Origin of the sequence: Bryocella elongata (assembly GCF_900108185.1) — a bacterium.
In the GTDB taxonomy this organism is placed as follows: domain Bacteria; phylum Acidobacteriota; class Terriglobia; order Terriglobales; family Acidobacteriaceae; genus Granulicella; species Granulicella elongata.
The window spans coordinates 38,143-60,479 of the sequence record NZ_FNVA01000008.1; the positions used below are offsets into that span (position 1 = coordinate 38,143).

Consider the following 22,337-nt stretch of genomic DNA (forward strand, 5'->3'; position numbering starts at 1 on the left):
GCGAACCTTCCGAAGCCTGGGCGGCCCCAATCGGCAGCAAAGAACATTTGTTGCTGTGACAGCCTGGGTTTTGAGGCCATGTAGAGCAGGGATCTGGTGCTGAGGAGAGTGTTGAGGCGGTCCCCAGGGACGCGTCCGGGGATGTCGGTGCAGACCCGTCTTTGGCGGGGCGTCGTCGCGTTTGCGCTGGCGGTTTTACCCGCGTGCCTGCAGTCGCAGCAGGCCACCCTTGTGGGCGATGCCCACGTGTCGAGCGCCCAGCCGGGGGTGAATGCAGGCAGCCTCAGCAACCTGAACGTGGGTGGTGGATATACCGCGCTGGTGCAGTTTGACCTTGGCGTTTTGCCCCCCGGGACGACGGCGAGCCAGATCACGCGTGCGACCTTGAAGCTCTACCTGAACCGCGCGGACACGGCGGGAGCGATCTCCGTCGCTCCGCTGCTGGGAGCGTGGAGCGAGTCCACGGTGAACTACGGGACTCTGCCGAACGCCGGCAGCGTGGTCCAGACGGCGCAAGCAGCGACGCCGGGGCAGTTCGTCACCTTCGACGTCACGGGGACGGTGCAGCAGTGGCTCAGCTCGCCGAGCAGCAACTATGGTGTGGCGCTGACCTCCAGCACGGCGATGGTGCAGTTCGACAGCAAGGAGAACGACGAGACCTCTCACGAGCCGCAGCTGGTGATTGCGCTCGCGACGGGCGGCTCGGCGGCGGTCGGAGCTACGGGAGCCACCGGCGCTACCGGTGCGGCAGGGGCGACAGGAGCCACAGGGGCAACCGGGCCTCAAGGGCTCACAGGACTGGCGGGCTCTGCAGGAATCGCAGGCACCACGGGCGCGACAGGGCCTGCGGGTCAGGTGGGTGCTACCGGAGCGACGGGGGCTCAGGGGATCGCGGGAATTACAGGGACGGCAGGTGCGGCCGGGCCGATGGGCGTTGCGGGAGCTACGGGCGCCGTCGGACCGCAGGGAGCGACCGGTGCTACAGGGGCCACGGGAGCGGCGGGAGCGGACGGTGCGGCGGGGACGAAGCTGACCTACCAGGGGACCTACGACTCGACGATCAACTATGCGCTGGGGGACGTGGTGACGTGGCAGGGCTCGAGCTATCTCTCGCTGACGGCTGCAAACCACGGCAATACTCCAAGTCTGCCGACGGGGTCGTGGGGGCTGATGGCGGTGGGCGGAGCCACGGGTGCGACAGGCGCTGTCGGGCCAGCGGGGCCTGCGGGAGCTTCCGGAGTCAACGGCCTTCAGGGCGTCACCGGGGCGACGGGTGCGATGGGTGTCGCCGGAGCGACGGGGGCTCCAGGGCTGATCTATCAAGGCGCATACGACTCGGGGGCGAACTACGACCTGGGCGATGTGGTGGTTTGGCAGGGGGCGAGCTATGCGTCGCTGACTGCATCGAACCATGGCCAGACGCCCGGGGTGAATCCTGCTGCGTGGGGTCTGCTGGCGGCCCAGGGAGGTGTTGGCGTTGCGGGACCGTCGGGTGCCACAGGCGCGACGGGAGCCATGGGACCTGCAGGAGCGCAGGGGCCCGTGGGGCCGCTCGGGGCGCAGGGTGTGCAGGGTCCCCAGGGCCCAGCGGGGGCGCAAGGGCTTACCGGAGCGACCGGAGCGGTGGGGCCGCAAGGTGTGCAGGGACTTCAAGGGGTCGCGGGAACTGCGGGGGCGCAGGGCGTTCCGGGAGTGATGGGAGCGACTGGAGTGGTTGGGCCAACCGGTGCCACCGGGGCCGCAGGCCCGGTCGGGCTCAACTTCCGCGGCGCTTATGACTCGACGATCAACTACGGAGCGAACGATGGCGTGCTCTGGCAGGGGGCCGGGTGGGTGTCCCAGCACGATTCCAACCACGGCAACACTCCGGGCACCACAGTGGGCGACTGGACGATGTTTGCTGCGGCTGGGGCAACAGGAGCGATCGGTCCCCAGGGCGAGATTGGACTGAGCGGCGCGACGGGAGCGACTGGCGCGGCAGGAAGCAACGGGCTCAGCGGGGCAACCGGCGCAACCGGAGTGGCGGGTTCTCCGGGGCTGGTCTACCAGGGGGCGTACGACTCGACCGTGAACTACAACCTCGGAGACGTGGTGCAGTGGCAGGGCGCGAGCTGGGCCTCCCTCGGGGGCTCCAATCACGGCCAGACGCCGGGAGTGAATCCGGCGGCGTGGGGCATGCTGGCGGCGCAGGGTGGGACGGGGCCCGCTGGGGCTACGGGCCCCCAGGGAGTTGTTGGGCCCGTCGGACCGGCCGGAGCTACAGGTGCGGCGGGTTTGCAGGGCGTCACCGGCCCGCAGGGATCTACGGGCGCTACCGGATCTGTGGGACCAGCCGGAGCAGTGGGGGCGGCCGGCCCGGCGGGGCCAGTCGGGGCGACGGGTCCGCAGGGACTCGCAGGTACCGCAGGTGCGCAGGGTGTTCCGGGGGTGATGGGGGCTGTCGGCCCGCAGGGGCCCGTTGGGGCGACGGGCGCGGCTGGGCCCGCCGGCATGAGCTTCCGTGGCAGCTACAACTCGGCTACGAATTACGCACAGGGAGACGGCGTGCTCTGGCAGAGCGCCGGCTGGGTGTCGCTGGTGAACAGCAATGTGGGCAACACGCCCGGCCAGTCGCCCGCGGACTGGGTCATGTTTGCGGCCGGTGGCGCTACCGGGGCTACTGGCGCGGCTGGACTGGCTTACCAGGGAGCCTACGACTCGACGCTCAACTACAACGTCGGCGATGTGGTGGTGTGGCAGGGAGCGAGTTACGCGTCGCTGACGGCCTCGAACCATGGCCAGACGCCGGGGGTGAATCCCGCAGCGTGGGGGCTGCTGGCGGCGCAGGGCGGCGCTGGTCCAGCAGGCGCGACGGGCCCACAGGGCTCTGTGGGCTCTACCGGGCTCCAAGGGTTGTTGGGACCAGCCGGGCCGCAGGGCGCACAAGGGGTACAGGGGCCGGAAGGTCCTGCTGGAGCACAAGGGCTAACGGGCGCCACTGGTGCGGTCGGAGCGAATGGAGCAACGGGGCCGCAGGGACTGGCCGGCACTGCGGGAGTGCAGGGCGTGCCGGGCATCACCGGAGCTACGGGCCCGGCGGGCTCGCAAGGCGCGGTGGGTCCTGCGGGGCCAGTGGGACTGAGCTTCCGCGGGGCTTACGACTCGACGGTGAACTACGCGCTGGGCGATGGCGTGCAGTGGCAGGGCGCTGGCTGGGTGTCGATCGCCGATTCCAACCAGGGCAATAGGCCGGACCTGTCACCTGCGGCATGGTCGATGTTTGCCGCTGCGGGGGCAAGCGGAGCGACCGGAGCGGCAGGAACCGCTGGCTCGACGGGGCCGCAGGGGCCAGCCGGAGCGATCGGCCCCGTCGGCGCCACGGGAGCGACCGGGGCGACAGGATCTGCGGGCGTTCCGGGGCTGGTCTATCGCGGGGCTTATGACTCGACTGCGAACTATGCCAGCGGTGACGTCGTCGTATGGAACGGCTCAAGCTATGCGTCGTTGGCTGCTTCGAATGTGGGGCTGGCACCGGACGTGAACCCAGGAGCGTGGGGGCTCCTGAGCGCACAGGGAGCAGTGGGTGCTACGGGTTCGCCGGGGCCGCAGGGTGTCGCCGGTGTTGCCGGGGCTACAGGACCCGCAGGTCCGCAGGGCAGCCAAGGTGTGCAGGGCGTGCCGGGACCGCAGGGGCCGGTGGGGGCGCAGGGGTTGAGCGGACCCTCCGGGGCGGTGGGAGCGACGGGCGCGACAGGGCCGCAGGGATTGGCCGGGACTGCGGGCGCGCAGGGTGTTCCGGGGGTGACCGGCTCCACGGGGCCGCAAGGGGCGGCCGGCGCTACCGGTGCGGCCGGTGCGGTGGGCCTCAACTTTCGGGGAGCGTATGACGCCACGGCTACGTATGCCCAGGGGGATGGCGTCCTGTGGCAGGGGGCGGGCTACGTGTCACTGGCAGACTCGAATACGGGCAACACGCCCTCGAACTCACCTGGGAACTGGACGCTCTTCGCTGCGGCCGGCGCGACGGGTTCGCCGGGTGCGATCGGACTGCAGGGCTCGACTGGAGCTACAGGAGCACAGGGCACCACCGGCCCTGCCGGAGTTGCCGGAGCGACGGGCGCGACTGGGGCTACAGGATCTGCCGGAGTCAACTTTGCCGGTGGCTACTCGCCTACAACGTCGTACAACTTCGGCGACGCGGTGGTTTACGGCGGCTCAAGCTACGTGTCGCTCGCGACTGGCAACGTGGGGCAGAACCCGGCGTCGAGCGCGAGCTGGGGGATTCTCGCAGCGCAGGGAGCTACCGGGGCCGCGGGCCCGCAAGGGCCCACCGGCGCGGTTGGGAACACAGGCGCGCCGGGCGCGACCGGGGCGACAGGAGCGCAGGGTGCCCCGATGAGCTTCGCGGGCGGGTGGTCGACCTCGCAGGCCTACAACGTGGGCGATGCGGTGAGCTATGGCGGCTCCAGCTATATCGCGATCGCAAGCAATTCAGGTCGCGAGCCGGACGCGAGTCCGGCCTACTGGTCGTTGCTGGCGGCATCCGGCGCTATCGGCCCTTCCGGCGCCATGGGGCCCACCGGACTGCAGGGGCCGCTGGGCTATCCCGGGGCCACCGGCCCGCAAGGTGACGCCGGGCCGCAGGGTGTTGCGGGGCCGATCGGTCCTGCGGGAGCGACCGGAAGCACTGGGGTGGCAGGTCCGCAGGGTGTTGCCGGTGCAACGGGCGCTGCAGGGATCAACTGGCAGGGGCCGTACGTGCCCGCCTCGGTCTACAACGTGGGAGATGCGGTTAGCTATGCGGGGTCGGCGTACCTCTCGCTGGTCGCGGGCAACACCGGTCAGCGGCCGGACGTTGCCACCACGAGCTGGGCGGTGCTGGCCTCAGCTGGAGCCAACGGCGGCCAGGGTGCGATCGGTACGACCGGCAGCACCGGGGCCGCAGGTGCTACAGGTGCTGTGGGAGCTACCGGGGCGACGGGAGCCACCGGCGCGAACGGCGTGAACGGCACGCCGGGATTGACCTGGAGGGCGGTGTGGTCGGGCGCGACAACGTACTCCGCGAACGATGCTGTGCTGTACAACGGCTCGGCGTACCTTTCGCTCTCAGGGAACAACTCCGGCAACAACCCTGCGAGCTCGGCTGCAAACTGGTCATTGTTGGCGGCTGCCGGGACGGCAGGGACGACCGGCGCTGCGGGGGCGCAGGGGGCAACGGGAGCGACGGGTGCAGCAGGGCCAGCGGGGGCAACAGGCCCCACCGGGGCGACGGGCTCCACTGGTGCGGCCGGGATAAACTTCCGCGGCGGGTGGACGTCCGGCACCTTCTACAACGTGAACGATGCCGTGACGTATGCAGGCTCGAGCTACCTTGCGACGGCAGCGGGTTCCAACTTCGAGCCTGATCTTTACCCCGGCTTCTGGGAGGTTATCGCGCAGGCCGGAGGTGCAGGGCCGACTGGTCCTTCAGGGGCAGCAGCAAGCGTGACGCTGGGGTCGGTCACGACGCTCGCGGCGGGTTCCGCGGCAACGGTGACCAACAGCGGGACGGCACAGAATGCGGTGCTGAACTTCGGCATACCGCAGGGGGCTGCAGGCGCAGCGGGGTCCGGAGGCTCGAGTTCGACCGCCAGCGGCACCTTCGCGGCGATGTACCACTCGGTGAACTACCTGACGACGTACTATGCCGTGAACACGCCAAACTCCTCTGCGTCCGAGGGCGATTCGGTGCTGGCGTGGGTACCCAACGGCTGCACCGCAAGCTCGCTCGGAGTTTACTCGAGGCAGTCGAACAACATCACCGTGACTCTTCGCCTGGGCGTTCCAGGATCGATGAGCAGTACGGCGATCAGCTGCACGACCTCCAGCGGTCAGTGCACCGGCAGCGGTTCGGTGGCGATCGCACCGGGACAGTTCATCGATCTGCAGATCAGTGGAGCCTCCGGCACGGCTGCGGGCGTCTGGACATCGCTGTCCTGCCAATAGATTTGCCGGCCTCGCCGGGGCATCTCGTATCTCGCATCCGGTTCGCTCACGTATTCTGTTGCGGTCGAGGTGTGCTCATGCAGGTTCAGGTTCTGCGCCGGATTGCGGTTGCGGCGATGGTGGTAGTGACGGCGGCTGTCTCCGGTGCGCAGGCCCAGAGCGGCGCCCCCCGCAATGATGGCGCGACGCGAGCGCTTCCGATTCCGGTTCTCCTGCCGCCCTCGGGGCCGTACCCTGTCCTCGAGCACGCGATGACGTTGTGGCCGGACGGACGGATCGGCAACAACCGGGACTGGAGCTATGAAGAAGGCACGCTGCTCGATGGCGTCCTTGCGATGTGGCGGGCCACCGGCGACCCGCGTTACTTCGAGTTTGTGAAGAAGGCCGTCGATCGCGCAGTGGACGCTCAAGGCGTCATTCACCTGACGCCCGAAAAGACCTTTCCCGCCGACGAACACACGCTGGACGACATCGAGATGGGCCGCAGCGTACTTGCCGTGTACCGCGTGTTGCAGAAGCCGCAGTACTACACCGCCATCCAGTTCCTGCACGACAAGGTGCTGGCGATGCCGAAGAACTCGGCAGGCGGCTACTGGCATAAGCAGATCTATCCAAACCAGATGTGGGCCGATGGAGCGTACATGGCCGGCCCGTTCATGGCTGGCTACGCTACGACTTTTCAGGACCAGTCCGCGATGGACTCCGAGGTGGCGCAGCTGCTGCTGATGGACGCGAAGCTGAGCGACTCCACAGGCCTGTTGCATCACGGCTGGGACGCCAGCATGCAGATGCCGTGGGCCAACAAGAAGGACGGCAAGAGCCCCGAGATCTGGGGCCGCGGTGTCGGCTGGTACGCGGTCGCTCTGGTCGAGGTGCTGGAGCATATGTCTCCCACCGACCCGCAGCGTGCTGCGGTGCAGGCCGTTGCGCAGCGGCTGTTCGCTTCGGTGATGCGCTACCAGGACCCTGCCACGGGCCTGTGGTGGCAGGTAATGGACAAGGGCGGCGAGAAGGGCAACTACCTGGAGACCTCGGCGAGCTGCATGTTTGTCTATGCGCTTGCGAAGGCTGCGCGGCTCGGCATCGTGGGCCTCAACGCAGAGCCTGCCGTGACACGCGGCTGGGAGGGCATCCAGAAGCGCTTCGTGAAGCCCGATGGCACACTGACCGGAACGGTGAAGGTCGCTGGTCTCGGCGGCACGCCGTATCGCAGCGGAACCTATGAGTACTACGCGAACGATCCCGTGGGTGACGATGATGCCAAGGGCATGGGCGCGTACCTGATGGCGCTCAGCGAGATCGTGCAGCGCGATCGCGCCGCCGACCTGATGCGGAAGGCGCATCGCAAGGTCGTGCTGGGCGATGGCTGGTTCAACTCGCAGCGGCGCAAGCTGCCGAATGGCAAGGACGAGCTCTTCCACTACAAGTGGACCGATGAAGCGAACAGCGGTTACAGCGTCTGGGGACGCATGTTCCGGCAGTACGGCATGGTCACCGAGACGCTCGAGCATGCACCGCGCGCCGAAGACCTGAAGGGCGTGTCGATCTACATGATTGTGTCGCCGGATATCCCTGCCCTCAATCCGAATCCGCACTATATGGACAAGGAGAGCGCGGATGCGATCGAGGCCTGGGTGAAGGCTGGCGGTACGCTCGTCGTCATGGAGAACGACTCCGAACATGCCGACCAGCAGCATCTCGACGTATTGATGGATCGCTTCGGCATCCACTACAACACGGTCACCCGCAATCGCGAGCTGGATAACGTCTACGACAACACCGTGGTGAATATCCCTGCCGGCACAGGTGGCATCTTCCACCACGCCCACAAGGCCATCATGAAGGAGACCTGCACGATTACAGTCTCCGGCGCCGCGAAGACGGTGCTTACGGACAAAGGCACCGCAGAGGCAAAGGGCGATGTCTTCATGGCGGTCGCGCATGCGGGCAAGGGGCTCGTATACGCCAACGTCGATCCGTGGATCTACAACGAGTACACCGATGGCAGGAAGCTGCCGCTGGGCGAGGATAACTTTGCTGGTGGCCTGGAACTGACGCACTGGCTCGTGGGCGAAGCTACGAAGTAAAGCTTGACCGGATTGCTGGCTCGAGCGGCTTCAACGCTGCGCGGGCCAGCGGACCGAGAGACTGAAGTTCCAGCGATCGCAGCTGACGGCTCTGGTTGTTACAGGCCGAGGGTCTCGCGGAGTGCCTTGGTCAGGTCGTGCATCTCCACCGCGTTGATGTCGTCAGGGCCCGCGAGTGCATGCTCCAGATGGCGTGCGAGGTCCGTGCCTTCCGCGTAGCCGTACATCCCGAGGGAACCCGCCAGCTTGTGGGCCGTGCTTGCCGCCTCGGAACGCAACTCGGGGGCGAGCGAACCCTCTTCGACCGCCAAAGTCGCGCGGTCCAACAGGTCCAACCGCTCGCGCATGAGAGGCAGATTGCGCTCCCAGATCGCCATCATCATGATGCGAAGCTGGTCCTGCGTTTCTGTGGGGACAGTCACGAGATCAGGGTACCGCGACCGTCTCTACCACGTAGCGCGATACTTAGGAAAAGTGGTCAATATTCGGCAGGCCTATGCAAGGCCGGCCACGCTGGCTGCACTTCAGCGAATGGTTGTCTAAAGATGAGACAGAATGCGGTGGTACCGCTCAGTTCCAACCCAGCGCTACGGACATCTGTTCGGCCAGCGTGAGGGGATCGAATGGCTTGAAGAGCACGGCGGCGACACCGAGGCCGGCAAAGCGGCGCTGGTCGACTCCCTGCACCTTCGCCGTCAGCAGGATCACGGGGATCTGCGCCAGCTCCGGAGACTTCTGCATCTCCTTGAAGGTCGTTGGTCCATCCATAGCGGGCATCATCACGTCCATCAGGATCGCATCCGGGCGGTCCGCGAGTGCGGCCTTGATACCGTCCGCGCCCGAGGACGCGGTCTTCACGCTCCAGCCGGCGATGGACTCAAGCGAAAGTGCCGCAACCTCGCGGATGTCTTCCTCGTCGTCGATGATCAGGATGCGTCGCACTGGCCGGTACCTTGCTCTTGGAGTGAAGCCATGAACGCTTCGAAGCTCATTCTACGCTGCACGATCGTTGCGAACCTATGCCACCTTCGGAGCGTATCTGCCAATGCACTTACCGAAACGAGACATGGCTGGAATCGAGAAACCTGCCGCAGGAGAAGTGTCCTCTGCTTAGCTGAGCCGCGAGCTTGGGGCATATGTGAAGCTCTTGGCGAGGAGCGGAACGCGGCCATGGGTAAGGTCCAGGACGCGGGCCAGCTCAGTCAGCAGCAGGCCTTCGTTGAGCGGCTTCTTCACCCAACCCTCCGTGGCTGCCATCAGTGGCAGCTCTTCGCCGGAGTCAGTGGGGCTTACCACGCTGATGACGACGACGGGGATGGCCGCTGTGGCTTCGGTGTGCTTCAGGCGCTCGATCGTCTGCCAGCCGCTCATACCGGGCATGTAGAGGTCGAGGAGGATGAGGTCGATGCGCTGGTTGGCCGCGATGGCGAGAGCCTCGGCGCCAGTGGAGGCTTCCTGCACCTGGTAGCCATGACGGCGGAGGAGCTCCACCACGGTGCGGCGCGAGGCGTCGTCATCGTCCACGACGAGGACGGTGGATTCTATCCGGCCCTGGAGCTTTGCAGGAGCCGAGGCCGCAGCAGAGGTCATGCGCGGAATGCGGAGGGTGAAGGTCGTGCCCTGGCGACCGCTGCCGTGAGCATCGTTGCGCTCCGCCCAGATGCTGCCCGCATGCTGCGTGATGATGGAGCGGCAGATGGCAAGTCCCAGACCGGTGCCACCCTTCTGGCGCGCGTCCGAGGCTTCGACCTGGCTGAAGCGGTCGAAGATGGTCTCGATCTTCTCTGGCGGAACGCCGCGTCCCTGGTCCTCCACGCGGAGGACAAGGAACTCGCCGTCGGATCCGGTCAGGACGCGGACCGAAGAGAGAGCCGGGGAGAACTTGATCGCATTCGAGAGCAGGTTGCAGAGCACCTGCTGGAAGCGATCGGGGTCGCCGTCAAAGGTGATGGGGTCGCCGGCGGGCTCGGGAACGATGTCCAGGCGAACCTCTCCGGCCTCTGCGAGTGCGGTCATGGTATCGACCGCGTGCTCGACGAGCTCATGCAGGACGCACCGCCGGATGTGCAGCGGGGCGCGGCCGGAGTCCATGCGCTCCAGGTCGAGGATGTCGTTGATGAGCCGTACGAGGCGGTCGGTGTTGGAGCTGGCGATGCGGAGGAGGTTCGCGGCCTTGTCGTCCAGCTTGCCCATCACGCCGGAGCTCAGCAGGCCGAGAGCGCCACGGATGCTGGTGAGCGGAGTGCGGAGCTCGTGGGAGACGGTGGAGATGAACTCGTCTTTGATGGTGTCGAGTTCGCGGCGCTCTTTGAGCACCGTCTGCTGGTGGAGCGCCTCGCGCAGGGCGGTTGCCAACTCGCGGTTCAGCCGGTCACACACCTGGCGTGTGCGAGCGTGGGCGATGCCCAGTGCAATCGAGCACACCGAGAGCACAACCACCAGGACCGCAAGGACCGTGATGACAAACGTAATCATGCGAGGCCGAAACTCTATGCTATCGCACCGAAGCCGCGGAAATGGGTGATTCTTCGCCCAGAGATGCACCAAGGTAGCTGCATCGCCATCTTTGGTGATGAGCCTGCATCCGGCGGCCGCAACTTCGACGGGCTAGACGACAGAAGCTGTGGGGCCGGTGCGATCTGCAGTGGTACCACTAAGTTCCAGCACGATAGCGTGCGCGATGACCGCTGCGATCTTGCGGTCCTCGTAGGCCTCGGGCGGGAAGTCGATGGCGTGGCCGGCGAAGACGATGTGGACGTCCAGTCGCTCGAGGCCGACGAGACTCCAGACCATGTTCGGAAGCGAGCGCTCGCCGAGGTACACATCCTCGCGCGGGGTGCGGCCGGCAGCGATATCACCCGGCGTGAGCTCGTAGCGGATGAAGCTCGGGGTCACCTTCGCCTGCGCTGCCAGAGATTCTGCCAGCAGGCCGCTTCGGAACGGCATCACGGGCTCGTCGCCCATGAAGGTGCCGCCTTCGGGGAAGAAGGTGACCGGGAGGCCATCGCGAAAGCCCTTGGCCATGCCCTGGGCGGCTTTCTGGGCGCTGCCGCCGCCGCCGCGCACGACATACACCGTGCCCGCCATCATGCTGATCCAGCCGATCAGCGGAACCTCGCGCAATTCGGCCTTGGAGACGAAGACGCAAGGCCGCAGCGCCGAGTGCGAGAGGATGTCCACGATGGTGAGGTGGTTGGAGATGACCGCGCCCTCCGTCGGGATCGGTCCGGTGGCATGGATGTGGATGCTGGTTGCACGAAGGACGCGGCCGCAGAACCTGGTGAGCCACGCAGCACGCTCAGGACGTGACTTGGGGCGTGTGATGAGCAACTCGGCGATCGAGTAGACGAACATCCAGCCGATGGCGACCAGGCGGAAGATGCGGCGGAAGAAGATCAAGCGTAGGCCCTCTGCGGTGTTTGCCGCTTGGCGTTCGCTCCAGAGTGTAGCAAGGGGTTGTGGCAGTTCAATGCACGAAATGAACGGTTGCCGGGTTGCCCGTTGACGAGCTCGACGCGGATCGCGAAGCATGGGGGCTGGAAGCGCATCCAATTCCGAAGGTACCAAGATGGGATCGAGCCGCTCCACGCCGAATTCACGAAAGCATCATCGCCACCGGAGCCCAGCGCAGCGCGGGCGGTTATCCTTGGCATGGATGCGAACGTTCTTTCACCGGCGGGTGGTTCACCCGCTGCTGGATCTTCTGCGGATGGGGGCTACGCCCGAAGCGCTGGCCTGGTCGCTGGCGATCGGTGTCGTTGTCGGCGTAAATCCGCTGCTGGGCTCGACCACGCTGCTCGCTCTGGCGCTTGCAGGCATCTTCCGCTTGAACCTCGTGGCCTCACAGATTGGCAACCACATCATGTATCCGGTGCAGCTTGCGCTGTTCCCGGTGTGGGTCCGGCTGGGGACGCTGCTCTTCCATACGCCGGGACTTCCCATGGGGAAGCGAGCCTTGATCGAAGCCGTGACGCATCATCCCTGGGACACGACCCGCATTCTGTGGACATGGGAGTGGCACGCGCTCGTTGTGTGGGGAGTCGCCTCGGTGGTCGCAGCACCTGCGCTGAAGCTGCTGCTGACGCCGCTGATGCGGAAGCTCGCGCGGCATCTGCATCATCCGGCTGTTGCCAGCGGGACAGCTGATTAGCAGAACAGCAGAACAGCAGAACAGCGGAACAGACGCTTCGCGGTGCAATGGGCTGGCAGCTTGCTCGTGTAAGTTGACTGCAAAAGGTAACGGACCAGCTTCGCTGGTCCGCTGCTGTTCTGCTCATCAGCTGTTCTGCTGCCCTACTGGGGTCCGTTGTAGGCCTTGACGGGGTCTGCCGAGTGCACCCACGCGGAGTAGATCAGGTCGCGCAGCTCGATGGCTCCCGCGGCCATGCGTTCTTCCGTGAAGGCCTTGGCCTCGGCGGTGCCGGAGTCGGTGAAGCCGCCGGCCTTCTCCAGCTGATAGGTCTTCTCGACGAGTGAGTTGGTGTGATCGAGATATTGCATGACTTCGACCCACTCATCGTTGATGACGTGCGGCTGGGCTGCTGCAACCAGCGGGGTCAGATCCTTCATCTTGATGTTGTTCGAGACGAACGTGGTTTCGAACTGCGAATGGATATGGTGCTCGGTGGTGTAGTGGTTCGGGTTCTCGCCGGTCCAGCCGTTGAACTGGATGGTGGCGTGCAGCGGCTGCGAACCATCCGCGACGTAATGGCCAAGCCAGCCCGCGTAAAAGAGGATCGCCTCTTCCACCGGCTTGGTCTCCTTGTGCTGCTCCTTCAACTCGCGATAGCCACGCATCGCGCTCTTCAGGCGTTGCCAGACTTCTTCCACCTGCCAGGGCAGCATGCCCACGCCTTCGGGAGTGAGCTTGGCCATCTCCGGATGTGCCGCCTGCGCCTTGGCCAGCGCGCGGATGAAGTCATAGCGGCGGCGCGGGAGGCGATGGCCATCGACGCAGTCCTTGCCATCGGTGCAGGTGTCCGCTGCCAGGTAGGCCCACTCCATGTCGATGAAGTGATCGGGAGACTGGGTGACGACCAGCTCGGGCTCGGCGTCGTACTGCTTCCAGCGATCGGGCTCAGGGCCAAGGTAGGCCATCTCTTCGAGCGCTGCTTTGTCGCGCAGGAAGTCGGGCACGCTGGTGGGCAGGGCGGCGGCGGCGAGTTCGTTGATCATCATGTGGCCATCGCGGCCCCAGGCAAAGGCTGGTTGTGCGGCGATCAGGGGAAGCAGCGCAGCGGCCACGGCGAAGCGGGTGAGGGAAGCGGTGCGGAACATACCGGGAGTATACGAGGCCCAACGCAAAGCGACGTATACGTGGCACCAATCCTTAGAACTTCCCCGGCGAGTGCGCACACACCGAGCTGATAACGCAGCGTCTTCCATAGAAACAGGAGGGCTGGATTGACCTACTCTGCGAGCTCCGGGTAGAGTGCGTGCGAGGCGAAAGTTAGCGTTTCAGTTTTCCGGAAACGCAGCCGCCCCCAGGAGCTTTTCCCTATGCCGATCTCCCGCCGCAGCTTTGCGAAACACAGTGCTGCCCTGGCCGCTGCAGGACTTCTGCCACGCTTCGATGCGCGTGCCCTGGCACAGAGCCGCGCGATGCCCAAGGGCAGACTCGCCACCAGCGCGGAGCGAGAGATTGCGCCGGGGCCGTTTCAGCCCACGTGGGAGTCGCTGCGCGGGGGCTATCAGCCGCCTGACTGGTTTCGCGATGCGAAGTTCGGCATGTGGGCGCACTGGAGCGCGCAGTGCGTCCCCGAGCAGGGCGATTGGTACGCGCGCAGGATGTACATGCAAGGCGACGCGGCGAACAAGTTCCACGTCGAGCACTACGGCCACCCGTCGAAGGTGGGCTTCAAGGACATCGACTGCCGGTGGAACGTCGATGCATGGCGGCCGGATGAATTGCTGGACCTGTATCAGAAGACCGGGGCGAAGTACTTCATGGCGCTCGCGGTGCACCATGACAACTTCGACTGCTGGAACTCGCGCTTCCACGATTGGAATGCTGCGCGGCTGGGGCCTAAGCGTGACATCGTGGGCACGTGGCGCAAGCTGGTGCGCGAGCGTGGCATGCGATTCAGCGTGAGCAACCATTCGTCGCACGCGTGGCACTGGCTGCAGACGAGCTATGGCTACGATCCCGAAGGACCGATGGCTGGCGTGCGCTATGACGCGTACCAGCTGCAGGGCAAGGGACGGGTTGCGGGCAATGGCACGAAGTGGTCCGGCCATGATGCGGATGAGCTTTACGTGGGACCAACCTATGCGCTGCCCGATGGCATCAAGACCATCGCCGAGGCCAACAAGTGGCATGAGGCCCATGATCGCGTGTGGGATGAAGGCGCTCCGCCACTGCATCCTGAGTTTGTGAACTCGTGGTATCTGCGCTGCAAGGATCTTGTCGATACGTATGAGCCGGACATGCTGTACTTCGACGACGATGAACTCCCGCTGGGGCAGGCGGGACTCGACGTTACAGCGCATTACTACAACCGCAGCGTGGCCAAGCATGGGCATGCGGATGTGGTGGTCACGGGCAAACACATTCGTCCGGAGTACAAGGGCGCGATCGTGCTGGATCTCGAGCGAGGACGAACGGATCGTGTGCTGGACGAGCCGTGGCAGGTGGATACCTGCATTGGCGACTGGCACTACAGGCGCTCGCTGTATGAAGAGAACAAGTACAAGACGCCGACGTTCGTCATCCACACGCTGCTGGATGCGGTGAGCAAGAACGGCAACCTGTGCCTCAACATTCCGGTGCGCGGCGATGGCTCCATCGATGACAAGGAGCGGGCGGTTGTCGAAGGGGTTGGCGCGTGGATTCGGCCCAATGCCGAGGGCATCTTCGGGTCGCGGCCGTTCAGCTTGTATGGCGAGGGTCGCGTAGCCGAGGCGAAGGCTTCGGGCTTCGACGAAGAGAAGCGCAGGCCATTCGATGCGACGGACATCCGCTTTACGACCAATGGCGGGAAGCTGTATGCGTATGCGCTGGGCTGGCCTGCGGATGGAAAGCTGCGTATCCGGTCACTCGCCGCTGAGAATGCGACGGCGGTGAAGAAGGTCGCTCGCGTGGAGATGATGGGCTCGAGCGAGCCGTTGCGCTTTGAGCAGACGAGAGACGAACTGGTGGTCACGCTGCCGGAACAGAGGACCAGTGAGATCGCGGTGGGGCTGCGCATCGCGTCGGCGAATGGGCCGCTGAAGGGGAGTGTGTAAGGCAGCGGCTTCGCCGTTAGTCGTTCTGCTTAGCCGAATAGCGATCCCTGTCCGCCATCATCGTTCTTCTTTGGGTGTTTTGCGGGCTTTGGCTTGGTGAGCTTTGGCTGTTCCGCGGCTTGCTCCTCCTCGCATGCGATCTCGTCGGCGGAGATCTCTTCCAGCAGGTCGGCTTCGGTATTGCGGACGTTGCCTACCTTGTCTCCGACGCGCCAGGCGGTCATCTCTTCGGCGGGGAAGGGGCGGAGGAGGTCGAGCGGAAGGCGGTCGTCTTCACTTGTCTCGGAGCCTAGCCAGCGGTCGTAATCCCGGCGCGGGATGATGACGGGCATGCGGTTGTGGATGGGCTCCATCAGCTCGTTGGGGTCGGTGGTGATGATGGTGAAGGTCTCGAGCCACTCGCCCTCGTCGTCGCCGTGGCCGGGCTCCTTCCAGCGATCCCACAGGCCGGCGAAGGCATAGAGCGAGCCGTCGCGCATGGCGATGGCGTGGGGATACTTGGACTTTGGGCCGAGCTTCTGCCACTCATAGAAGGCGTCCGCGGGAACGAGGCAGCGGCGCTTGCGGAGTGCCTCGCGGAAGCTGGGCGTGGTGGCGAGGTCTTCGGCGCGGGCGTTGAAGCGCATCGCGCCTTCCCGGCTGGACTTGGCCCAGATGGGGATGAGTCCCCAGCGGAGCATCACGACCTCGTGCTCTCCGGTGGTGGGAGACAAACGCACTACGGGCTGGAAGGTCTGCGGGGCGACGTTGAAGTTCGCGCCGAACGGAGGTAGCGAGTCTTCATCGACGCCGAACCAGGCAGCGATGGCCTTGCGCGAGGATTTGAGGGCGTAGCGGCCGCACATGGTCAGTTGTGGAGGATCATGGACGAATCGAGGGACTCGCGGTGTAACGCGATGCCAGCGGCTACATCCTCCGCGAAGGTCTCGTCCTGCACGGCCTGTTCCTTCGATTCGAGGAGGGCGATGCATTCCGCCAGCGAGCGGGGCTCGGGCGTCGGGGATGTGAGGACGGCGACGGGCACTGAATCTCGCTCGATTACGACGGAGGTGTCACTTGTAAGGCGGGACAACACCGTACGAAGATCCCGCACGGCCTCGTCGATCGGGATGTGTATCGTCGCCATGGTGCGATTGTAGCGCTGAGGATGCGTGGTGTGGAGGCGGATCGCCTTCATTGACGCCGAACCAGGCAGCGATGGCCTTGCGCGAGGACTTGAGAGCGTAGCGGCCGCACATGCACTCAGGAGATCAGAGCGACCATAGAACCGCAAGCTGCGACCGAGTCTGAAGTCAGAGTAGACTGCTGCGCATGGCTCGCAGGGTGTTTGTTCGCCGCTTCTTCCTTGTTTCCGCTGTCGCGTTGGTTTCGGTGCTTTCAGGTTCACTGTCCTCCGCCGAGGGCTTCGATAAGCCGGTGCGGAAGGTGGTGCTTGACCTTGGGCCATCGCCGAATCAGCCCGATTATCCGAATCTCCACGTGAGGGTCTCCTGCTACTACTACCCAACGTTCATGGTGAAGGAGTGGGATGACGACGGCAACAAGGGGTCGATGCGCGTCTCCGTGCTTCACGTGTCGTCGGAGCATGCTCCTGCCTGCGCGCGAGCGCTTCGACGCGAGGAGAAGGTGGTTGCCGCAGAGGGATTCGGCTACTGGGGAACGAAGGGAGAGCTTCTTTTCCTCCTCGCACCGGATGGTGAAGGCGCCGGGATTCTCTTCGACGCCTTTGATTTGGTGAGCAAGAGAAAGATCTATGCGGACGCTTTGCGGTTCAACGTTGAGCCCGCATTCGGGAAGTTGCCGGATGGACGAGTGTCGATGCGCTATGAGCGCATCTACTTCGCGAAGTGCTCGCTGATGGATACGGGGCCGAATGGCGGCGCGTCGTGTTTGCGTCAGGTGAAGCTAAGAACTGGCTTGGGGAATGTGCCGATGCCGAAGTGCAAGGGTTACGGACAGGATGGCGATCTGTTCAATGACGCGAAGGACCCCTCGCTCATCGGGTATCCGGTTGAGGTGGTCCTGTCGCCGAAGTCGCAGAGGAAGATTCTGGCGGGACCGGTCCATTGCTTCGCGGCGCAGTGAGGCGGATGTGTCGCGCCTTCAGCGCTCAGATTTCTGGCGCGTGCATACCCAGGCCTTCGGCCTGGGCTGGTATGTTGTCGGGCCTGTGGCCCTCATACCAGCACCGGCGTCTCTTCCAGCACGGGTGAGCCGAAGACTCGGCGGTAGCGGGCGATGTAGTTCGCGGGGCCGGTGGATTTGCTGGGGTTGTCGGAGAGCTTGACGGTGGGGATGCCGTCTGCGCTGGTGACCTTGCAGACGAGGGAGATGGGTTCGAGGGTGTCTTCGCCTCTGGGGTGGCAGTCGCGGAAGTCGTTGGTCAGGAGAGTACCCCAACCTGCCGAAAAGCGGATGCGGTTGCGGAAGTAGTCGTGCAGTTTGACGATGGTGTCGGCGTCGAGGCCGTCGGAGGCGATGAGGCGTTTGGCGCGTGGGTCCTGGCCGCGTTTCAGGAGCCAGGCGATGTACTCGTCGCCGGCCTCGAAGGGGTCTTTGGAGTCGACGCGTTCGCCGGTCCAGTTGGCGACCCAGGCTGGGGCGTTGTCGAGGAACTGGGTGGTGCCGAAGGTGTCGGGCAGCATGATGAGGAGCGCGCCGCCGTAGCTCTGCTGCCAGAGCTCTAGGACCTTGTACTGGCTCGCGCGTAGCTCATCGTCGGAGCCGCGCGATGCCATCGCGGCCATCGCCATCTGCAGCTCGTGCGCGTTGGTGCCGATGGCTTCGAGATCGTGTTTGTAGGCGAGCGCGGTGTTGGAGGTGCCGGTGAAGCGCTCCTCGCCGGGGGAGTCGGTGGCGCCGCGGCCGTGGTTGAGCGTGGCCTTGAGAGCCTGGACGCAGTACTCCTGCCAGAGGAAGCTGTGGCGGCGTCGGGTGCCGAAGTCGGAGAGGCGGAGGCCTTCGACGTGCTGGAGCTTCTCGATCTTGTCCCAGAGGCGGGTCTTGGCGCGGGCGTAGAGGACGTCGAGCTCGAGCTCATTGAGGGTGGAGAGCGCGGAGCGGGTCTTCATCTCGCTGACGATGGCGAGGGCGTAGACCTCCCACATGGTGACCTCGGTCCAGAGGCCGGAGAAGCGGACGATGAGCTGCCCGTCGGCTTCGGTGATGGTGTAGTCGGAGAGGCGGAAGTCGCGCTCCAGCCATTCGAGGAAGGCGGGCGAGAAGATCTGGCGGACGCCGTAGAAGGTGTTGCCGGCCAGCCATACGAGCTCGGACTTGCGGAGGCGGAGGCCGCGGACGTGCTCCATCTGGTCGCGGAGGGCCTGGGCACCGATGCGGTCGGCGAGGCGGACCTTGATGGTGCGGTTGTGGATCTCGCTGGTCACCGGAACATTGGGGAAGTTCTTCCAGATGAACTGCAGCATGAGGAGCTTGTAGAAGTCGGTGTCGAGCAGGGAACGCACGATGGGGTCGAGCTTCCAGTTGTGGTTGTGCGCGCGCTCGGCGAAGTTGACGTTCATGAAAACCGATTCTAGATGCTCGATGCGAGATGCGTGGTCCTGCCGGACGGGCCCACTGCGCGTGGGGCGGGTGCTTCGCACCTTCATTCGGCTTCGCTTGGCCCTCCCGTTGGTCGGGATTCGAGTCTTATTTTGTGACAAGGGTACTTGACATGACAAGCGACCTTGACGTAAAGTTTGCTTGTCAGTGAATGATTCTGGAGGCGGGTATGTTGCGGTGGTGGATGGGGAGATGTTCGGCGACGCCGGCGGCGAAGCGGTATCAGCGGAGTGTGGTGCAGTTCCTGGTGGCGTATGCGGTGGTGCTGCTGTGTGCGTCGTGGTTTGTGAAGCATGACGGGCACGAGCGGTTCTTCCTCTACTTCTGGTCGGTGATTCCGGCGGTGCCGATCATCGGGATCATTGTGCGGATGGGCCGTTATCTGAGCGAAGAGACAGACGAGTTTCTGAAGCTGCAGAAGATGCATGCTCTGCTGGTGGGGTTAGGGGCGCTGCTGGGGGCGCTGGTGGTCGACGACTTTCTGCGTGCGTTTGCGCATGCACAGGGCTTTGGGCCGTTCGTGTTGTTCACCATCTTCGCGGTGGCGAATGGGCTGGCGCAGCTGGTGCAGTACCTGATGAACAGGACGCAGAGCGATGAATAACCGGCTGAAGGATCTGCGGGCGGAGCGCGGGTGGTCGCAGGCGTTTCTCGCGGAGAAGCTGGAGGTCTCGCGGCAGAGCGTGAACGCGATTGAGACGGGGAGGTACGATCCGTCGCTGCCGCTGGCGTTCAAGATCGCGAAGCTGTTCGGGATGCCGATTGAGGCGATCTTTCGGGAAGAGTAGCGGGGCCTTGCGGTGCGTGCGTGAGGGAGAGCTGGTACAGAAGCAGATCCTCTCCGAGAAGGACAGCAAGAACGGCAACGGTAAGGGCAGACGCAGATTCCCTTCGGGAATGACAACAAGAAAGACAAGAGCAACGGCAAAGGCAAGGGTGAGGAGGCTGGTGATGAAGTTCTTTTGCAGGGATCGACGGAATGTTGGGGCGTGGGTAGCGGTGAGCGTGGGGATATTGAGTGCTACGCACTCCGCTCATACTGGGCACCACCTCAGCGGATGGTGGTGCGCTGGGCTGGCGGTGGGGATGCTGATTGCGGCGGGCGTCGGATTGTTGCTGCGGCGGCGTTGCGCGTGACAAGTGTCATGCGCGTTAGGTGGCAAAGATCCATGGTGCAGCGCGCGAGGCCGCGCGAGCATGAAGTACATCGAGGGTTGAAGGAGCGAGGCGTGACGAAGTTTCTGCAGATTCTGGCGACGATTGCGTTTGTGGTGGGAGGCATCATGCTGTTGTGCGCTCCGGCGCCGGCGCAGACGGCTGTGGTGATGAAGGCGTCGAGCGGAGAGTTCACGCCGACGCGCTTTACGGTGGTGGATGAGGGCAAGGCGGGCGCGCCCGATGTGGTTTTGATTCCGGGGCTATCGAGCTCGCGCGCTGTGTGGGACGCCGAGGCGAAGCTGCTGGCGCCGAACTATCGGCTGCACCTGGTGCAGGTGAACGGCTTTGCTGGGCAGGCTGCGGGGCCGAACGCTACGGGCGAGATCCTGCCGGCAATTGTTGACGAGCTGCACGGTTACATCGCTGCGGCAGGGATGCATCCGGTGGTGATGGGGCACTCGCTGGGCGGGCTGCTGACGCTGATGCTGGCAGCGAGGTATCCGGGAGACGTGCGGAAGCTGGTGATTGTGGATACGCTGCCGTTTTATGCGCTGCTGTTCGGCTCGCAGGCGACGGTGGAGACGGTTCGGCCGCAGGCGGAGGCGATGAAGCAGCAGATGCTGTCCATTCCGGACGAGCAGCTTGCGATGGTTGCCCCGATGATGGCGCACCAGCTGGTGAAGGATGCCGATGGAGCGAAGATTGTGGGCGCGTGGTCGGTGTCGAGCGACCGCAAGGTGGTGGCGAACGCGATGGTCGAAGACATGCTGACGGACATGCGGCCGGTGCTGGGGTCGATCAAGACGCCTGCGCTGGTGCTGTACGAGCATGATCCGACGTTGACCATGCCGAATGCGGACAGGTACGAAGCGCTGATGAAGTCGAGCTATCAGCCGATGCCGAATGCCACGCTGGTGCGGGTGGATGACTCGCGGCACTTCATCATGTACGACCAGCCGGCGAAGTTCGATGCGGTCGTGGAAGGGTTTCTGAAGTAAGCGGGGAACGGGGTGAGCTTCCTGCCAGCTCCCTCTGCAGCTCGCGCCTCCGATCTCTCAGCGGACGGAAGACGTGGTCCCTTGTGACGGATGGGCGAAGAGGGAGCGGTTAAGCCAAGAGGGGGTTGGGGTTCGGAATGGACGGCTGGGGCAGGCACTCGAAGCCGGGTTGGGCGAAGAGGTATCCCTGAAACAGGCGGACTCCGTGTTCCGCGAACCAGGCATATTCGTCGAGGGTTTCGACGCCCTCGGCGATCATGTCGATTCCGAGATCGTGGCAGACGCCGAGGATGGCGCGGACGATCGACTGGCGCGGTCCAAGGGATGCGATGTTGCGCACCAGTGTCATATCGAGCTTGAGCTGGTCGGGTTGGAGGTCAGCGAGGAGGTTCAAGCCGGAGTGGCCGGCCCCGAAGTCGTCGATGGAGATTTTGATTCCGAGACCACGGTACTCGTCAAGCAGCTGGGCGAAGTGGGCGTGATCGTCGATGACCTCTCCTTCTGTGACCTCGAGGGTGATGCGATCGAGGGCGAGATGGTTGAGGTTAGCGGCCTGAATGGTCGAGAGGATGGCTTCTGGAGACGAAAACAGGCTCCGGGGAAGCAGGTTGAGATTCAGGTCGCAAGGGAGGCCGAGGTGGCATGCCAATTCGATGGCTGCGACACGACAGCTGGCATCGAAGGAGTGGAGATTGACGGCTTCGACTCGCTGAAAGACTTTGAACGCGGACTCATTGGCCCGGCCGCGCACCAGAGCTTCATACGAGACTGTCTTCCGATCAACGACATCAACGATGGGCTGATACGCGAAGGTGATGTCTGCATGGTGCGGTGACGGATTGGGGGTCATGCCGACATTTTGAACAGTTGCTGAGGAGCGGGCAGTTTTGTGCGCCAGCGTCCCTCGCAGAAGGCTTCCAGAAGCTTGCGGGCACGGCCGTTCACGATGGGCTGAATGGATTGAGTGCGGTCGGAGAAATCCCGGGCGCCGAGCATATCCGCGAGTTGCTGCTGAGAGAGGCTCAGGAAACCCATGGACCAATCGCTGAAGGCACGACGGTGGATGGACTCCGAGATGATGCGGGTCACCCGTGTGTGGCGGGAGTCCTGGCTGATTTTTTCGTAGGTGTGAATTACGTCGGCGGGGCGGCCTTCCAGCACCTGAAAGAAGTTACCTTCCACATACAGAAGGACGCCTGTGACGCCGCAGCGCTGGTTGTTCTGTTGCGAGCGCTGGAGCAGCTTTGCAAGTTCCACCGTGGTGTAATCGTGCACTGCTGCGCTCGCATAGATGCAATGCATAAGTTCGCTCATCGCAGGCCCCTCATTACATCTCGAGAATACC

Annotated in this window: 18 protein-coding genes; 8 read left to right on the top strand and 10 right to left on the bottom strand. The window is 64.6% G+C overall.

Translation table 11 applies throughout. The features are described 5' to 3' along the window. Positions 1-147 precede the first annotated feature (147 nt). Both C4S68_RS19910 and C4S68_RS19915 read left to right on the top strand, forming a co-directional pair. On the top strand, positions 148-5,964 hold the full coding sequence (locus C4S68_RS19910; RefSeq protein WP_160115257.1) for a DNRLRE domain-containing protein: 5,817 nt from the start codon (positions 148-150) through the stop codon (positions 5,962-5,964). A gap of 77 nt (positions 5,965-6,041) precedes the next feature. After that, positions 6,042-8,051 carry a DUF4350 domain-containing protein gene (locus C4S68_RS19915; protein WP_235011738.1) on the top strand — a complete coding sequence of 670 codons (2,010 nt, stop codon included), beginning with the start codon at positions 6,042-6,044 and terminating at the stop codon, positions 8,049-8,051. 98 nt (positions 8,052-8,149) lie between these two features. Here C4S68_RS19915 and C4S68_RS19920 read toward each other — a convergent pair whose 3' ends face one another. The 4 genes from C4S68_RS19920 to C4S68_RS19935 all read right to left on the bottom strand — a co-directional run bounded on the left by C4S68_RS19920 (position 8,150) and on the right by C4S68_RS19935 (position 11,450). Beyond that, entirely contained in the window at positions 8,150-8,434 is a 285-nt protein-coding gene (locus tag C4S68_RS19920) for an Hpt domain-containing protein (RefSeq protein ID WP_146072243.1), read from the bottom strand. Positions 8,435-8,621: 187 nt separating this feature from the next. Further along, positions 8,622-8,993, bottom strand: coding sequence for a response regulator (locus C4S68_RS19925; protein ID WP_103934885.1), 372 nt, complete (start codon positions 8,991-8,993; stop codon positions 8,622-8,624). Between the two features lie 168 nt (positions 8,994-9,161). Then, entirely contained in the window at positions 9,162-10,526 is a 1,365-nt protein-coding gene (locus C4S68_RS19930) for a hybrid sensor histidine kinase/response regulator (protein WP_103934886.1), read from the bottom strand. Positions 10,527-10,658: 132 nt separating this feature from the next. Beyond that, entirely contained in the window at positions 10,659-11,450 is a 792-nt protein-coding gene (locus tag C4S68_RS19935; RefSeq protein WP_160115258.1) for a lysophospholipid acyltransferase family protein, read from the bottom strand. Between the two features lie 256 nt (positions 11,451-11,706). Between C4S68_RS19935 and C4S68_RS19940 the strand changes: the two genes are divergently transcribed. Then, positions 11,707-12,201, top strand: coding sequence for a DUF2062 domain-containing protein (locus tag C4S68_RS19940; RefSeq protein WP_103934888.1), 495 nt, complete (start codon positions 11,707-11,709; stop codon positions 12,199-12,201). 143 nt (positions 12,202-12,344) lie between these two features. On the opposite strand, the gene C4S68_RS19945 is transcribed toward C4S68_RS19940, so the two are convergent. Next, a complete protein-coding gene (locus C4S68_RS19945; protein ID WP_103934889.1) occupies positions 12,345-13,328 on the bottom strand; it encodes a phospholipase C/P1 nuclease family protein in 984 nt (327 codons plus the stop codon). A 222-nt stretch (positions 13,329-13,550) separates the two neighbouring features. Here C4S68_RS19945 and C4S68_RS19950 point away from each other — a divergent pair, with 222 nt between their 5' ends. Continuing rightward, the gene (locus C4S68_RS19950) at positions 13,551-15,275 is read left to right on the top strand and encodes an alpha-L-fucosidase (protein ID WP_103934890.1); all 1,725 of its coding nucleotides are present in this window, start codon (positions 13,551-13,553) and stop codon (positions 15,273-15,275) included. A gap of 29 nt (positions 15,276-15,304) precedes the next feature. Here C4S68_RS19950 and C4S68_RS19955 read toward each other — a convergent pair whose 3' ends face one another. Both C4S68_RS19955 and C4S68_RS19960 read right to left on the bottom strand, forming a co-directional pair. Then, positions 15,305-16,120 carry an SOS response-associated peptidase gene (locus C4S68_RS19955; RefSeq protein ID WP_103934891.1) on the bottom strand — a complete coding sequence of 272 codons (816 nt, stop codon included), beginning with the start codon at positions 16,118-16,120 and terminating at the stop codon, positions 15,305-15,307. 2 nt (positions 16,121-16,122) lie between these two features. After that, positions 16,123-16,452, bottom strand: coding sequence for a hypothetical protein (locus tag C4S68_RS19960; RefSeq protein WP_103934892.1), 330 nt, complete (start codon positions 16,450-16,452; stop codon positions 16,123-16,125). Between the two features lie 134 nt (positions 16,453-16,586). On the opposite strand from C4S68_RS19960, the gene C4S68_RS19965 reads away from it, so the two are divergent. Then, the gene (locus C4S68_RS19965) at positions 16,587-17,360 is read left to right on the top strand and encodes a hypothetical protein (protein WP_103934893.1); all 774 of its coding nucleotides are present in this window, start codon (positions 16,587-16,589) and stop codon (positions 17,358-17,360) included. A 92-nt stretch (positions 17,361-17,452) separates the two neighbouring features. Here the strand turns inward: C4S68_RS19965 and C4S68_RS19970 are convergent, their stop codons facing one another. Continuing rightward, positions 17,453-18,796, bottom strand: coding sequence for a nicotinate phosphoribosyltransferase (locus tag C4S68_RS19970; RefSeq protein ID WP_103934894.1), 1,344 nt, complete (start codon positions 18,794-18,796; stop codon positions 17,453-17,455). 209 nt (positions 18,797-19,005) lie between these two features. Between C4S68_RS19970 and C4S68_RS19975 the strand changes: the two genes are divergently transcribed. The 3 genes from C4S68_RS19975 to C4S68_RS19990 all read left to right on the top strand — a co-directional run bounded on the left by C4S68_RS19975 (position 19,006) and on the right by C4S68_RS19990 (position 20,992). Then, positions 19,006-19,440 (top strand): hypothetical protein, encoded by a 435-nt coding sequence (locus C4S68_RS19975; protein WP_146072245.1) that lies wholly within the window; start codon positions 19,006-19,008, stop codon positions 19,438-19,440. Then, positions 19,433-19,624: a helix-turn-helix transcriptional regulator gene (locus C4S68_RS19980; protein WP_103934896.1), complete on the top strand. Its 192-nt coding sequence runs from the start codon at positions 19,433-19,435 to the stop codon at positions 19,622-19,624. Before C4S68_RS19975 ends, C4S68_RS19980 begins: the two co-directional genes overlap by 8 nt. Positions 19,625-20,065: 441 nt before the next feature. Beyond that, positions 20,066-20,992: an alpha/beta fold hydrolase gene (locus tag C4S68_RS19990; protein ID WP_235011739.1), complete on the top strand. Its 927-nt coding sequence runs from the start codon at positions 20,066-20,068 to the stop codon at positions 20,990-20,992. A 109-nt stretch (positions 20,993-21,101) separates the two neighbouring features. On the opposite strand, the gene C4S68_RS19995 is transcribed toward C4S68_RS19990, so the two are convergent. Both C4S68_RS19995 and C4S68_RS20000 read right to left on the bottom strand, forming a co-directional pair. After that, positions 21,102-21,842 carry an EAL domain-containing protein gene (locus tag C4S68_RS19995; RefSeq protein WP_103934899.1) on the bottom strand — a complete coding sequence of 247 codons (741 nt, stop codon included), beginning with the start codon at positions 21,840-21,842 and terminating at the stop codon, positions 21,102-21,104. Beyond that, on the bottom strand, positions 21,839-22,306 hold the full coding sequence (locus C4S68_RS20000) for a BLUF domain-containing protein (protein WP_103934900.1): 468 nt from the start codon (positions 22,304-22,306) through the stop codon (positions 21,839-21,841). The genes C4S68_RS19995 and C4S68_RS20000 overlap by 4 nt, the downstream gene beginning before the upstream one ends. Between the last annotated feature and the right edge of the window lie 31 nt (positions 22,307-22,337).